The organism is Georhizobium sp. MAB10, assembly GCF_045012825.1.
Taxonomy (GTDB): Bacteria; Pseudomonadota; Alphaproteobacteria; order Rhizobiales; family Rhizobiaceae; genus Georhizobium; species Georhizobium profundi.
On record NZ_CP118314.1, the window covers coordinates 2,995,766 to 3,010,138 of the forward strand.

The following is a 14,373-nucleotide window of genomic DNA, read 5'->3' on the forward strand; positions in this document are numbered from 1 at the left end:
ATGGGACGCACGCTCAATCTCTATTTCTACGTTCGGTACCTCGTCACCCTGACGGCGATCATGTTCGGCATCTTCTCGCTGATCCTGATCATCGACCTGACGGTGCTGCTCGAGCGGGTACCGGATGTCGAAGGCATTTCCGTTTTCGACGTCGCGCTTCTGTCGGTCTATCGCGCACCGGGCTTTGCCGAGCAGGCACTGCCCTTCGCGGCACTGTTTGCCGCGATCACGGTGCTGGTTCAGCTGAACCGGCGCTATGAACTGGTGATCGCCCGTTCGGTCGGCGTTTCGGTCTGGCAATTCATGCTGCCGATCTGTGCCGCGGCGCTGACAGCAGGCGTGTTCGCCGTCGCTGTCTTCAATCCGCTGGCGTCGGCCGGCTTCACGCAGGCACAATTCCTCGAAAGCGTGATCTTCAACCGCAATCAGGCGCCCTCCTCCGACAACATCGTTCCCTGGCTGCGCCAGAAGAGCGGCGATCAGGAGATGATCATCGGCGCCCGCGGCGCGATCGATGGCGGGCTGGTGATGTTCGGCGTCACCATGGTGTTCTTCGACCAGGATGGCGCCGTCGATTCGCGCATCGAGGCGGAAAGCGCTGCGCTCGAAGATGGCTATTGGGCCGTGGACGGCGCACGGCGCTTCCGGGCGGGGGCGGAGCCGGAAGAGATCGGCATGATCGACGTCCCCACGAGCCTGCGGCCTGCCTATGTGCAGGAGCGGCTGACAGACCCGGAATCGGTTTCGGTCTGGGCGTTGCCGCAAAAGATCGAGGTGGCCCGTTCGCTCGGCTTTTCGGCCGCGCAGTTTTCCACACAATTTCAGATACTTCTGGCAAGACCCTTTCTGATCGCGGCAATGGCTGTGATCGCCGCGACAGTCTCGCTGACTTTCGCACGGTTCGGGCAGGCACGCAGCGTCATTTTGGGTGGTATCGTTGCAGGCTTCGTGCTTTATGTCGTCTCTGTTTTGGTCAGGACCTTCGGGGAGTCAGGGGCAATTCCAGCGTTTGTTGCAGCATGGCTGCCGGTCTTCGTGGCGCTTGCCCTCGGAGTGACCGTGCTCCTGCACAAGGAGGACGGTTAGTGGTTCGCGTCGCGTTCGGCAGAATTGATGTGTCAGTGCGTTTCGGCTTGAAGGCCGGCGCGGCTGCGTTGCTGCTTGGCGTTTCCTCGCTGACACTGACCCATGTGCTGCATGCCCAGGAACAGTCGGTGCTCGCCAGCGCCGATCCGGATGCCCGGTTTCTCCTCAGCTCCGACGAACTGCTCTACAACCTCGACTCCGAGCGCGTGATTGCCCAGGGCGCGGTGCAGATCGATTATGACGGCTACCAGATGGTGGCAGACCGCGTGGAATACGACCAGCGCACGGGCCGCCTGATGGCGGTCGGCGGCATCGAACTGGTGGAGCCGGGCGGCAACCGCATCTATGCCGATGAGCTTGACCTGACGGACGACTTTGCCGATGGCTTCGTCAACGCGCTGCGCATCGAGACGCCGGACAACACCCGTCTCGTTGCCGAAAGTGCGGAGCGCACCGGCGGCACGCAGACGACGCTGAACAACGGCACCTACACGGCCTGCAACATCTGCGAAGAAGACCCGAGCAAGGCACCGCTCTGGCAGATAAAGGCGCGGCGCGTCATCCAGAACGGCGAAAACCAGACGATTCGTCTGGAGCAGGCGAGCTTCGAGCTGTTCGGTCGCCCGATCGCCTACCTGCCCTATCTGGTCGTGCCGGATTATCAGAATCGCCGCGTCTCCGGCTTCCTGTCACCGTCGGTCTCGTTTTCGAGCACGCTCGATCTCGGTGTGACGGTGCCCTACTACTTCGCCCTGACACCGCATATGGATGCGACCGTTGCCGTGACCGGCTACAGTTCGCAGGGGTTCCTCACCGAAGCCGAGTTTCGCCGCCGGTTCGCAACAGGCGACGTCACGGTCCGCGCAGCCGGTATCTATCAGCTGAGCCCGGAAGATTTCGACGCGCGCACTGTCGACCGTCTGGAGGATGCACGCGGCCTCTTCAACACGACCGGCCAGTTCAACATCAACGAAAGCTGGTCCTATGGCTGGGACCTGACGGTCCAATCCGACAGCAATTTCGGCCAGACCTACGGCATCGACTATTTCAACAATGAACGCGAAACGTCGGAGGTCTATCTGACCGGCCTTCGCGACCGGAATTACTTCGACGTGCGCGGCATGTATTTCGACGTGCAGTCGCCGCGCCTGACGGATATCGAGGATGCGCAACAGCCCTTCGTGCACCCGTCGCTCGACTACAACTATACGGCTGGCGACCCTGTCTTCGGCGGTGAACTGACGGCAGACGTGAACCTGGCGAGCCTGACCCGCACCCGAGCGGATTTCGAGAATTTTCCAGGGACTGGCCGTGACCGTATCCGCGGCATCGACGGCACGACGTCGCGGCTGACGGGTGAGACCGAGTGGAAGCGCAGCGTCGTGACCGGTTCCGGTCTCGTGATCACACCGATCCTTGCGCTTCGCGGTGATCTTCACTCAAGCGAGCTCGACGAGACGAGCGCGATCTCCGCCTTCACTCCGGCGGTCAACGATTTCGACGCACGCTCGATGACGACGGCCGGCTTGGAAGCGCGCTATCCGGTGCTGCTGACCTCACCCGGTTCCGGCTCATCCCACATCATCGAGCCGATCGGTCAGCTCTTCGTGCGTCCGAACGAACAGATGGCAGGCAGGCTTCCCAACGAAGACGCCCAGAGTTTCGTGTTCGACGCAACCACGCTTTTCGAACGCGACAAGTTTTCGGGCTACGACCGGATCGAAGGCGGCACGCGCGCCAATCTCGGCCTGCGCTACACGGGCAGCTTTGCTAACGGCTACTCGCTCAATGCCGTCGTCGGCCAGTCCTACCATCTCGGCGGCGTCAACTCCTTCGCAAGCGACGACTTCGTCAATGCAGGGGCCAATTCCGGCCTAGAAACGGATGTCTCCGATTTTGTCGGCGAAGTGGCGCTGATGACGCCGGCCGATCTCGGCTTCCGCGCGGGATCCCGTTTCAGCAAGGAGACGATGGACATCAACCGGTTCGATGCCGGCGCCACCTACGCCAACGAGACGGTGTCGCTCGAAGGTGGCGTGACGTACCAGCGCGAACAGCCCGAATACAATTTCGACGTCGACCGTTATGAAGTGCGCGGCAGCGGCGCGCTGCGCTTTGCCGAGAACTGGAGCGTTTTCGGTGCGGCATCCTACGATGCGCGCGAGGGCGTCCTCACCACTTCGGCGATCGGCTTCGGCTATGACGACGAGTGCTTCACGTTCCGCATCGCCTATATCGAAGAACGCGATGAGCGCGAGCTTTCCGGTTCGGATTGGAGCGTCGGTGCGCAATTGACCTTCCGGACGCTCGGCGACATCAGTTCGGGCGGCGCTTTGGATCGGTTTGGCGCATTCTGAGTGCTTTAAAGCCTTGAAATCGCCCCATCGGTCGACCAAGACACCGCCTGCGCCTTCCATCTCGGACCGCGCGGCGTCATAGTACAAAGATCGAATGCAGCGACATTTCATGATTTCTGGAGCACGACCCATGATCGACAGGCACAAGCGGTTTGCGCGCACGTCCTTGGCGGCGGCTGCCCTGGCGCTTCTGACTGCAACCGCGACGGTTCTTCCGCATGCCCCTGCGGTGGCAGCGAGTTCGATCGCGGTCGTCGTGAACAACCAGGCGATCACCACGGGCGACGTCGAGCGCCGGGTCGGACTTCTCAGGCTGCAGCGTGACACCGGCAATCTGAATGAAAAAGCCCGCGAGCAGCTCGTCAACGAAGCGATCCAGATGCAGGAAGCAGCGAGGATCGGCGGTGTGGTGAGCGACGACCAGGTCACACAGTCGGTCAATAGCTTTGCCAGCGGCAACAATCTGAGCATCGAGCAATTGACGCAGGTGCTGAACCAGGCCGGCGTCGGCATGGATCATTTCCGCGGCTTCGTGCGCGCGCAGATGACCTGGCCGCGCGTCGTCAATGCACGCTACGCCGGACAGGGCGGCAGTGGTGGCCGGATGAGCCAGCAGGATCTCGTGGCGCGCATGCTGGAGCGCGGCGACAACAAGCCGACCACCACCGAATACATCCTTCAGCAGGTGATCTTCGTCGTGCCTGCCGCGCAGCGCAACGCGATCTTGAGCCAGCGCCAGCGCGAGGCCGAGCAGGCACGCGCACGCTTCCCCGGTTGCGCCGCCAGCACGCAATTCGCAGCTTCGCTGCGTGACGTTTCCATTCGCGAACTCGGCCGGTTCATGCAGCCGGAGCTGCCGGCAGACTGGAAATCGCAGATCGAAAGCACCTCCGAAGGCGGCACCACGGCGGTGCGGTCGACGGAGCGCGGCGTCGAATTCATCGCTGTGTGCCAGGCTCGCCAGGTATCGGACGACCGTGCAGCCGAAATGGTCTTCCGCGCCGAAGACCAGGAAAACCAGGCCAGCCAGGAAAATTCGCAGCGGTTCCTTGAGGAGCTGAAGGCGAAAGCTGCCGTCAGCTATCGCTAGAAGACGATCCCTTGTGAGCAATTCCGCGCATCCCATCGTCCTGACGATGGGCGATCCTTCAGGCATCGGACCGGACATCACGCTGGACGCTTATCTGAAGCGGCGCGAACTCGCGCTGCCGAAATTTGCTGTCCTCGCCGACCCTCAGGTCCTGCGCGATCGGGCGACCCTGCTTGGCCTGGATGTTCCGATCAAGGAGATCGGCAACGAGGACGTCGCCAGCGTTTTCGACGAAGCTCTCCCCGTCATCCCTCTCCGCAATTCAGCTCCTGCTTCAGCGGGTGAGCCCAACGCACTGGCCGCTGCTGCGATCGTGGAAGCGATCGACCGCGCGGCCTGCATGACGTTTTGTGGCGTCGCGCGCGCCATGGTGACCAACCCGATCGCCAAGTCGGTGCTCTATGGCGAAGGCTTCGCCTTTCCGGGGCACACGGAATTCCTTGCAGCTCGCGCCTCCGACATGAGCGGCCGTCCGATCACGCCGGTGATGATGCTGGCGGGACCGAAGCTCAAGGCCGTTCCGGTCACCATCCACATCGCGCTCCTCCATATTCCGAAGACTTTGACGCGGGCATTGATCGTCGAGACCGTGAAGATCACCGCCGACGACATGAAGACGCGCTTCGGACTAACCGAGCCGCGCATTGCGATCTCGGGCTTGAACCCGCATGCGGGCGAGAGCGGAACAATGGGTCGCGAGGAAATCGAGATCATCGGCCCGGCTATTGTCGATCTTCAAGCGCTTGGCATCGATGCAGTGGGCCCCCTGCCCGCCGACACCATGTTCCACGATGCCGCGCGCGCGCGTTATGACGTCGCCGTGTGCATGTATCATGATCAGGCGCTGATCCCCGCGAAGGCGCTCGGCTTCGACGATACCGTCAATGTCACGCTTGGCCTGCCCTTCGTGCGTACCTCGCCCGACCACGGCACGGCGTTCGATATTGCTGGCAAGGGTGTCGCCCGTGCCGATAGCTTGATTGCGGCGATCCGTATGGCGGATGACATGTCGTCGAGGCACGCGTGAGCTCGCTCGATGGCCTGCCGCCGCTTCGCGACGTCATCGCCCGCCACGAGCTTGCGGCAAAGAAGGCGCTCGGCCAGAACTTCCTGCTCGACCTGAACCTGACCCAGAAGGTCGCGCGCGCTTCCGGTCCGCTCGAAGGCGTGACGGTGATCGAGATCGGCCCTGGCCCCGGCGGCCTGACACGCGCGCTCCTGGCGCTTGGCGCTTCAAAGGTCGTTGCGATCGAGCGCGATCCGCGCTGTCTGCCGGCGCTTGCCGAAATCGCCGATCACTATCCGGGCAAGCTCGCAGTCATCGAAGGAGACGCGCTTGCCTTCGATTATCATTCGGTTCAGGCCGCCGGCGCCGGTCCGCTGCGCATCGTGGCGAACCTGCCCTATAATGTCGGCACGCAATTGCTCGTCAACTGGCTGACCGGCCCTATTTGGCCACCCTTCTACGAATCGCTGACGCTGATGTTCCAGCGGGAAGTGGCGCTCCGGATCGTCGCGGAACCGGATGGCGATGCTTATGGACGCCTTGGTGTGCTGGCTGGCTGGCGAACAGATGCGCGCATCGCCTTCGACATCCCGCCGCAGGCCTTCACGCCGCCGCCAAAGGTCACCTCATCGGTCGTTCATCTCGTGCCGCGCCCTCAGCCGATCCCATGCGACGGCGACGCTTTGGCAGGCGTTACCCAGGCAGCCTTCGGCCAGCGCCGCAAGATGCTGCGTCAGAGCCTGAAGCCGCTTGGTGGAGAAGCGCTGCTCGCCAAGGCGGAGATCGAACCCACACGCCGCGCTGAGACGCTGAGTGTCGAGGAATTCTGCCGGCTCGCCCGATTGCTCTGACACGAAAAACGGCGTCTAGAGCAGTTTTTGATTTGTCGCGTTTGCGGACGGTGAACCGGTGTCCACTGCACCTGGAAACGCTCTACTGGGCGTCCTGGCCCAGCAGCTCCTGCACGAAATCGAAGAGGCCCGGGCGCCGGTCGCGGCGCAGGCGTTCCGCCTTCACGATCGCCTGCACGGCCGGGAAAGCGCGGTCCAGATCGTCATTGATGACGACGTAGTCATATTCACGCCAATGGCCGATCTCGTCGCGCGCATTGGTCAGGCGCGTCGCGATCACATCCTCGGCGTCCTCTGCCCGGCGATGCAGCCGGGAACGGAGTTCTGCCATGGTGGGCGGGAGGATGAAGACCGACACGACGTCGGCGCGCATGTTTTCCTGCAATTGCTGCGCGCCCTGCCAGTCGATGTCGAACAGCATGTCGCGGCCTTCGGCCATCGCCTCTTCGACGGGCTCGCGCGGCGTGCCGTAGAAATTGCCATGCACCTGCGCCCACTCGAGCAGCGCGCCGGAATCACGCAGCCGCTCGAATTCACGCTGGGAGATGAAGTGGTAGTGCACGCCTTCGATCTCGTTACCGCGCCGCTTTCGCGTCGTCACGCTGACGGAGATGGAGAGCCCGGGATCCGTTTCGAGCAGGTTGCGCGCGATCGTCGATTTGCCGGCGCCAGAGGGCGATGAGAGCACAAGCATGAGCCCTCGTCTCGTGATCGCCGCCGATGGTAGCTGATACTCCGCCATGCCCTGCCCCGTTCTATTCAATATTTTGAACCTGCTCGCGCAGCTGGTCGATCACCACTTTCAATTCCATGCCATTGGCCGTCACGGAGGCGGCATTGGACTTGGAGCAGATCGTATTCGCTTCGCGGTTAAATTCTTGCGCAAGAAAATCGAGCCGGCGGCCGATCGGCCCGCCTTTCGACAACAGCTCCCGTCCCGCGGCCACATGCGCCTGCAACCGGTCGAGTTCTTCGCGCAGATCCGCCTTGGCGGCGAGAAGCACCGCTTCCATGTGCAGGCGCTCCGGATCGAGGCTGCCGGCTGATGTCAGCTGCGCGACCTGGGCTTCCAGCCTTTGGCGAATGTTGGTAGGGCTACGGGAGGGATCGACATCGATCCTGCTGGCAAGCGTCTCGATCGTCGTGAGATGACCTTCCAGAACGCTGCGGAGAGCTGCGCCTTCGGATGCCCGTGCCTCGACAAGATCGGCAACGCCGCGATCGAGCGCGTCCAGCGCGGCGTGCGCGAAGGCGGCCTGATCTTCCTCGCTGTCCTCGGGTTCCTTGAGGTCCACCACGCCCTTAATGGCGAGAAGCCCGTCGATCGAGGGCGGTGTCGCATCGATCTTCGTCTTGAGCACTTCGGCGAAACTCAGAACGATCGCCAGCGCTTCCGCGTTGACGACCGGTACTGCTGCGGCCCGTTCGCCGCTGACATTCAAGCTCACCTGGATATTGCCGCGATTGAAGCGCGCCGCCAGCCGCGCGCGAACCTCGGTCTCTACGCGATCAAAGCCCGGCGGCAGACGCAGCCGCAGATCCAGGCCCTTGCCATTGACCGAGCGCATTTCCCAGACAAAGCGCAGGCGACCCGAAACGGCCTCGCTGCGCGCGAAGCCGGTCATCGATTGAAGTGACATCGCCTGGAGTCCCGTTCGTCATGATCTGGGAGAGTAGCGGACGGCCTGATCTTAGCCCTCACTCGATGATTTCGCCTTCGTAATCGCCCTGGCCGTCATCCATCGGCGCAATCTCGTCGGCCGGGTCCTCCGGGTTGGCGGCTGCAGCAGCCTCCTGCTCGGCACGGATGCGGCGCCAGCGGGCGACATTCTGATTGTGCTCGTCGAGCGTGCGCGCGAAAGCGTGTCCGCCTGTCCCATCGGCGACGAAGTAGAGATCTTCGGTGGTCGACGGGTTGGCCACAGCCTCCAGCGACGCGCGGCCCGGATTGGCGATCGGCCCAGGCGGCAGACCGTTGATCGTGTAGGTGTTGTAGGGTGTCGGCGTATCGATGTCGGACCGGTAGATCGGCCGGTCGGCCGGACGGCCCTCGCCACCGAAAATGCCGTAGAGGATCGTCGGATCCGACTGCAGGCGCATGCCTTCGCGCAGGCGGTTGATGAAGACGCCCGCAACGCGCGACCGCTCGTCGGCCCGGCCGGTTTCCTTCTCCACGATCGATGCCAGCGTGACGAACTCTTCCTTGGTCTCGATCGGAAGATCCGGATCGCGCCGCTCCCAGATCTGGTCGACCAGCGCCGTTTGCGCAGCCGTCATCTGATCGATGATGCTCTGGCGGGTGGTACCGCGACGGAAATTGTATGTGTCCGGCATCAGCGAACCTTCCGCCGGCAACGCTTCTGGCAGGTCGCCTTCGAGCATCTCATGAGCGGCAAGGCGCTGGAATACCTGGTAGACGGTCAGGCCTTCGGGGACGGCGACGGCATACTGGATGCCTTCGCCCGAGCGCAGCAGTTCCATGATCTCCCGCATGGAAGCATTGGCTTCGATTTCGTATTCGCCGTGTTTCAGCGTGTCGTTGCCGATTGTCGCTTCGGTGCCGTAGCGGAAGACGCGCGCGTCGGAAATGATGTTGCGGCGCTCCAGCCCGTTGGCGATTTCGATGATGCCGGCGCCTTCGCGCACCTCGAATGTGGTCGCTTGGGCGAGAGGGCCAGGCGATTCGAACTCGACCTTGCCGAAATAGAGAACGGCGCCGGCACCGAGCACCATGACGACGATGAGCGACAGCACGAAGTTCATGAAGATGACAGGCTGGCTGCGGGCGCGGCGTGAGCGCTTCGGCGGCGGAGGCGCGGCCTTCTCCGGCTTCAGTGCCTCATTGGCCGATTTGGGGATGATCGGCCCCTTCTCGCCCGGCGTCGCGTCTTGGCTTGTCATGACGTCGTGGTCCTGGTCGCTTGTGTTCATGCCCGGTCGCTGATCTCCCTTCTGGAGGAGAAAGGCGGCGACACCAGCAGAAGCTTCGATCTCAAAGAATGGCGATGGCTTCCCATGGCCCTGAGGGTGCCACTTCTAGCCGATTCCACGCCTGCTCTAAACGAAAGCATTGTGTCAAAAGCGGGATATCGACAGGGAACCGCGGTGCCGGATCAGGCCTGATAGCGGCGCATCACCAGCGATGCATTCGTTCCGCCGAAGCCGAACGAATTGGAGAGCGCGACATCCACCTGCTTGGCCTTGGCCTTGTGCGGCACGAGATCAATCGCGCTCTCGCGACTCGGATTGTCGAGATTGAGCGTCGGCGGCACCATGTTGTCGCGGATGGCGAGCACACAGAAGATGGCTTCCACCGCGCCGGCTGCACCCAACAGATGGCCGATCGCCGACTTGGTCGACGACATGGCGACCTTGCCGGCCGCATCGCCGAGCAGGCGCTCGACAGCGCCGAGCTCGATCGTGTCGGCCATGGTGGAGGTGCCGTGGGCGTTGATGTATTCGATGTCGGATGCATCGAGACCGGCGCGCTTCAGCGCAGCCATCATGCAGCGATAGGCGCCATCACCGTTCTCGGCGGGAGCCGTGATGTGATAGGCGTCGCCCGAAAGGCCGTAGCCGACCACTTCGGCAAGGATGTTGGCGCCGCGCGCCTTGGCGTGCTCAAGCTCTTCCAGCACCACGATGCCGGCACCTTCGCCCATGACGAAACCGTCGCGGTCCTTGTCGTAGGGGCGCGATGCGCGTTCAGGCTCATCGTTGAACTGTGTGGACAGCGCCTTGCAGGCGGCAAAGCCCGCGATCGAGATGCGGCTGACGGGCGATTCCGCGCCACCTGCCACCATGACATCCGCATCGCCGAGCGCGATGAGGCGCGCCGCGTCGCCGATGGCGTGGGCGCCGGTCGAGCAGGCAGTGACGACGGAGTGATTCGGACCGCGCAGCTTGTGGCGGATCGAAACCTGGCCGGAGGCGAGGTTGATCAGGCGGCCGGGAATGAAGAATGGGGAAATACGACGGGGACCGCGATCGCGCAGCGTGTAGCCGGCCTCCACGATGCCTTCGATGCCGCCGATTCCCGAGCCGATCAAAACGCCGGTGGCAATCTGATCTTCATCTGATTCAGGATGCCAATTGGCATCGTTCAGCGCCTGTTCGGCTGCTGCAACGGCATAGATGATGAAGGGATCGACCTTGCGCTGTTCCTTGGGGTCCATCCAGTCATCCGGATTGAACGTCCCGTTCGAACCGTCGCCCAGCGGAATGCGGCAGGCGATCTTTGCTGCGAGGTCATCGACCTCGAATTCCTCGATGCGACGAGCGGCACTCTTGCCGTCCAGAATACGCTTCCAGGTGGTCTCGGTATCCGCGCCGTGGGGCGACACAATACCGGTTCCAGTGACAACCACGCGTCTCATCGCCTGTCGATCCGTCATGTCCAGCGTTTATCGTTGGGCACGACGGCAAGAACGCGCCGCCGTGATGTCCGGATCCGCCGCGACATGCGCGCGACGGAGTCCGCGAGAGCCAGGATCAGGCCTGCTGCTTCTCGATGTACTTGATGGCGTCGCCAACCGTCAGGATCGTGTCGGCTGCATCGTCCGGGATTTCGACGCTGAATTCTTCTTCGAACGCCATGACGAGTTCGACGGTGTCGAGGCTGTCTGCGCCAAGATCGTCGATGAAGCTGGCACCTTCGGTGACCTTATCGGCTTCAACACCAAGATGCTCGACAACAATCTTCTTCACGCGATCTGCGATATCACTCATGTCGGTTTCCTCGACCTTCTTTATGTTCGGTGCTGCCTCGTTAAAGCCAGCAACAGTGCTAATCAAGTTGTACTTGGCAATGAATTGCCACGGATGCGCCTGGTGAACCACATTCGATCGGCATGAACGGCTACCGCCGGTCACTTCGGGCCGCGCTGGCCAAGGTGCCTTTCACGTCCCCAGTTGGATGCGGCCCTTAACACGCTTTCCATCCACTCGGAAGACCCATAGCGCCTGTGGAAGGCGTTGGTTCCGGTGGATGCAAGGCTTTTTCAGATCATGGCCATGCCGCCATTGACGTGGACCGTCTGCCCGGTGACGTAGGCTGCCTCGCTCGATGCGAGATAGGCCACGGCAGAGGCCACTTCGGCGCCGGTGCCCATGCGGCGCGATGGGATCGCCGACAGGATGGCGTCCTTCTGCTTGTCGTTGAGCTTGTCGGTCATCGCCGATTCGATGAAGCCGGGCGCCACGCAGTTTACCGTCACGTTGCGCGTCGCGATTTCCTGGGCCAGCGACTTGGAAAAGCCGATCATGCCGGCCTTGGAGGCGCAGTAGTTCGCCTGCCCCGGATTGCCGGTCACGCCGACCACAGAGGTGATGTTGATGATGCGGCCATAGCGGCGGCGCATCATCGGGTGCGTCAGTTCACGCGTCAGGCGGAAAACGGAGGTCAGGTTCACCTCGAGTACGCTGTCCCAGTCGGCGTCCGACATGCGCACGAACAGGCCATCCTTGGTGATGCCTGCATTGTTGACGAGGATGTCGACGCCTTCGAGATCCTTTTCCGCCTTTTCGCCAAGCGCCTTCACGGCGTCACGGTCGGACAGATTGGCCGGAAAGATCATCGTGCGTTCGCCAAGCTCGTTCGCGAGCGTCTCAAGCTTCTCCTGGCGGGTCCCATGCAGGCCGACGGTCGCGCCCTGCGCATGGAGAATGCGGGCGATCGCCTCACCGATCCCACCGGACGCGCCGGTCACAAGAGCTTTTCTTCCCGTAAGGTCGAACATCTTCAGGTCCTTCGATTCTCAAATGGTCAAATTGGGAGGCCGCGTCAGTCGAGCGGCTCAAGCGGCGGCGCCGAGCTCGGTGCCGTCGGCAAAGCTGGTGGATCGGCCAGGAACGCGTCGATCTCTGCCGGCGTGCCGAGGGTGCGCGTCTCCACGCTCTTGTCGATCCGGCGCGCGAGACCCGACAGCACCTTACCGGCGCCGATCTCGTAAAGCGTCGTGACATTGTTCTTGGCGAACCATTGAACCGTTTCGCGCCAGCGCACCTGTCCGGTGACCTGCTCGACCAGGAGATCGGCGATGATGGTCGGGTCGCTCACGGGCGCTGCGCGCACATTCGCGATCAACGGCACCACGGGTTCCTTCATCTCGACCTTTGACAGCGCTTCACGCATCCGCTCGGCGGCCGGCTCCATCAGCGCCGAATGGAAAGGTGCGGAGACCGGCAGAGGCAACGCGCGCTTCGCACCGCGATCGGTTGCAAACTTCATCGCAGTCCGCACGGCCGCGGCCGCGCCCGAGATGACGATCTGGCCGCCGCCATTGTCGTTGGCGATCTGGCAGACGCCGTCGACTGACGCGTCACGGCAGGCATTTTCCACGTCGTCATGCTCGAGACCGATGATGGCGGCCATGGCGCCCTCGCCGACCGGCACGGCGGCCTGCATGGCATCGCCGCGGATACGCAGAAGCCGCGCCGTGTCGCCGAGCGAAAACGTACCGGCAGCGCAAAGAGCCGAATATTCGCCAAGCGAATGGCCTGCCACATAGGCAATGCGGTCGTGGATCGAGAACCCGCTCTTATCCAGAACGCGGATGACGGCCATGGACACCGCCATCAGAGCCGGCTGGGCATTGGATGTGAGGGTCAGTTCATCTTCCGGGCCATTGAACATCACGGCAGAAAGTTTCTGTCCGAGAGCCTGATCGACTTCCTCGAAGACGGCGCGTGCTTCGGGATAGGCATCGGCCAGTTCCTTGCCCATGCCGACGACCTGGCTGCCCTGGCCGGGAAATGTGAAGGCTGTGCTCATGGCGCTTCCATCCTTGTATTTTTTTGTCGCCGTGCAGGCTTTTCGGGGCCTTAGTCATCCTCCAGGCGCCCCAGTGTCAAGCGCGCGATCCTTTGAAACGGCGATTTTGCACGGCCTTGCGCTTGCTTTGGCGCTGGAAATCCGTATAAGCGCGACGTTCCACATGCCCGGTCATTTGGCTGGTGGCTGAACGGAGGGACAGGCCACGCCCTGAAAAGCGAGGACTGTCTGGAAGGTAAAACACTTCCCGCCTCCCGTGTCTCCGCTCTCGACCGTTCTGACGCCTTTCCCGGATCGCCTGCCGATCCAGACAAAGTCGTTGAGGCTTAGCCGCCGATACCGGGCCATGACAATGAAGAAAGGCAAGCCACTCATGGCGCTCTACGAACATGTATTTCTGGCCCGACAGGATGTGTCGGCCCAGCAGGTCGAAGGTCTCGTTGAACAGTACAAGGGGATCATCGAGGAACACGGCGGCAAGGTTGGCCGTGTCGAAAACTGGGGCCTGAAGTCCCTCACCTACCGCATCAACAAGAACCGCAAGGCGCACTACGCGCTGATGGACATCGAAGCTCCGGCAGCGGCCATCAACGAGATGGAACGCCAGATGCGCATCAGCGAAGACATCCTTCGTTACATGACCGTTCGCGTCGAAGCGCATGAAGAAGGCCCGTCGGCCATGATGCAGAAGCGCGACCGCGACGACCGTCCGCGCCGCGATGGCGACCGTGACCGCGGCCCGCGCCGTGATGGCGACCGTGGCCCGCGCCGCGACGATGACCGCCCGCGCCGTGACGACCGCGACGACCGTCCGCGTCGCGACGACCGATAAGGAGACATAACAATGGTCGATATCAACCAGATCCCGACGCGCCGCCCGTTCCATCGCCGCCGCAAGACCTGCCCGTTCTCGGGCGCCAATGCGCCGAAGATCGACTACAAGGACGTCCGCCTGCTGCAGCGCTACATTTCCGAGCGCGGCAAGATCGTTCCTTCGCGCATCACCGCCGTTTCGCAGAAGAAGCAGCGTGAGCTCGCCAAGGCCATCAAGCGCGCCCGTTTCCTGGGCCTGCTGCCCTACGTCCTCAAGTAGGACCTGACATCTGGCCGGACGGCGCCCGTCGTCGTCCGGCTGCTTCGCCGCGATGGGCGCGGGGAAGCGATAGTCGCCTTATCGCGTTTCCGGACTTTGAAACGCTTCTAAAAACCCA

Annotated in this window: 14 protein-coding genes; 7 read left to right on the top strand and 7 right to left on the bottom strand. The window is 62.7% G+C overall.

From position 1 onward, the window contains the following. The 5 genes from lptG (at window position 1) to rsmA (ending at window position 6,390) form a co-directional block, all read left to right on the top strand. A complete protein-coding gene (gene lptG, locus PU133_RS14350; RefSeq protein WP_404862233.1) occupies window positions 1-1,086 on the top strand; it encodes an LPS export ABC transporter permease LptG in 1,086 nt (361 codons plus the stop codon). Window positions 1,087-1,109: 23 nt separating this feature from the next. Then, complete coding sequence (locus PU133_RS14355) at window positions 1,110-3,443, top strand: LPS-assembly protein LptD (protein ID WP_404864551.1); 2,334 nt, start codon at window positions 1,110-1,112, stop codon at window positions 3,441-3,443. Window positions 3,444-3,573: 130 nt separating this feature from the next. Beyond that, window positions 3,574-4,533 carry a SurA N-terminal domain-containing protein gene (locus PU133_RS14360; RefSeq protein WP_404862234.1) on the top strand — a complete coding sequence of 320 codons (960 nt, stop codon included), beginning with the start codon at window positions 3,574-3,576 and terminating at the stop codon, window positions 4,531-4,533. Window positions 4,534-4,579: 46 nt separating this feature from the next. After that, window positions 4,580-5,560: a 4-hydroxythreonine-4-phosphate dehydrogenase PdxA gene (gene pdxA, locus PU133_RS14365; RefSeq protein ID WP_404864552.1), complete on the top strand. Its 981-nt coding sequence runs from the start codon at window positions 4,580-4,582 to the stop codon at window positions 5,558-5,560. Further along, window positions 5,557-6,390, top strand: coding sequence for a 16S rRNA (adenine(1518)-N(6)/adenine(1519)-N(6))-dimethyltransferase RsmA (rsmA, locus tag PU133_RS14370; RefSeq protein ID WP_404862235.1), 834 nt, complete (start codon window positions 5,557-5,559; stop codon window positions 6,388-6,390). The genes pdxA and rsmA overlap by 4 nt, the downstream gene beginning before the upstream one ends. An 82-nt stretch (window positions 6,391-6,472) precedes the next feature. On the opposite strand, the gene gmk is transcribed toward rsmA, so the two are convergent. The 7 genes from gmk to fabD all read right to left on the bottom strand — a co-directional run bounded on the left by gmk (window position 6,473) and on the right by fabD (window position 13,162). Continuing rightward, entirely contained in the window at window positions 6,473-7,132 is a 660-nt protein-coding gene (gene gmk / locus PU133_RS14375) for a guanylate kinase (RefSeq protein WP_126010771.1), read from the bottom strand. Window positions 7,133-7,145: 13 nt separating this feature from the next. After that, the gene (locus tag PU133_RS14380; RefSeq protein ID WP_404862236.1) at window positions 7,146-8,030 is read right to left on the bottom strand and encodes a YicC/YloC family endoribonuclease; all 885 of its coding nucleotides are present in this window, start codon (window positions 8,028-8,030) and stop codon (window positions 7,146-7,148) included. A gap of 58 nt (window positions 8,031-8,088) precedes the next feature. Then, window positions 8,089-9,321 (bottom strand): endolytic transglycosylase MltG, encoded by a 1,233-nt coding sequence (mltG, locus tag PU133_RS14385; protein WP_404862237.1) that lies wholly within the window; start codon window positions 9,319-9,321, stop codon window positions 8,089-8,091. A 182-nt stretch (window positions 9,322-9,503) separates the two neighbouring features. Next, window positions 9,504-10,766, bottom strand: coding sequence for a beta-ketoacyl-ACP synthase II (fabF, locus tag PU133_RS14390; RefSeq protein WP_404862238.1), 1,263 nt, complete (start codon window positions 10,764-10,766; stop codon window positions 9,504-9,506). A 115-nt stretch (window positions 10,767-10,881) separates the two neighbouring features. Next, a complete protein-coding gene (locus PU133_RS14395; RefSeq protein WP_126010775.1) occupies window positions 10,882-11,118 on the bottom strand; it encodes an acyl carrier protein in 237 nt (78 codons plus the stop codon). 272 nt (window positions 11,119-11,390) lie between these two features. Further along, the gene (fabG, locus tag PU133_RS14400) at window positions 11,391-12,128 is read right to left on the bottom strand and encodes a 3-oxoacyl-[acyl-carrier-protein] reductase (RefSeq protein ID WP_404862239.1); all 738 of its coding nucleotides are present in this window, start codon (window positions 12,126-12,128) and stop codon (window positions 11,391-11,393) included. 44 nt (window positions 12,129-12,172) lie between these two features. Further along, complete coding sequence (gene fabD / locus PU133_RS14405) at window positions 12,173-13,162, bottom strand: ACP S-malonyltransferase (RefSeq protein WP_404862240.1); 990 nt, start codon at window positions 13,160-13,162, stop codon at window positions 12,173-12,175. 373 nt (window positions 13,163-13,535) lie between these two features. Between fabD and rpsF the strand changes: the two genes are divergently transcribed. Continuing rightward, complete coding sequence (gene rpsF / locus PU133_RS14410; protein ID WP_404864553.1) at window positions 13,536-13,994, top strand: 30S ribosomal protein S6; 459 nt, start codon at window positions 13,536-13,538, stop codon at window positions 13,992-13,994. 12 nt (window positions 13,995-14,006) lie between these two features. After that, complete coding sequence (rpsR, locus tag PU133_RS14415) at window positions 14,007-14,255, top strand: 30S ribosomal protein S18 (RefSeq protein ID WP_007196805.1); 249 nt, start codon at window positions 14,007-14,009, stop codon at window positions 14,253-14,255. Window positions 14,256-14,373: the final 118 nt, after the last annotated feature.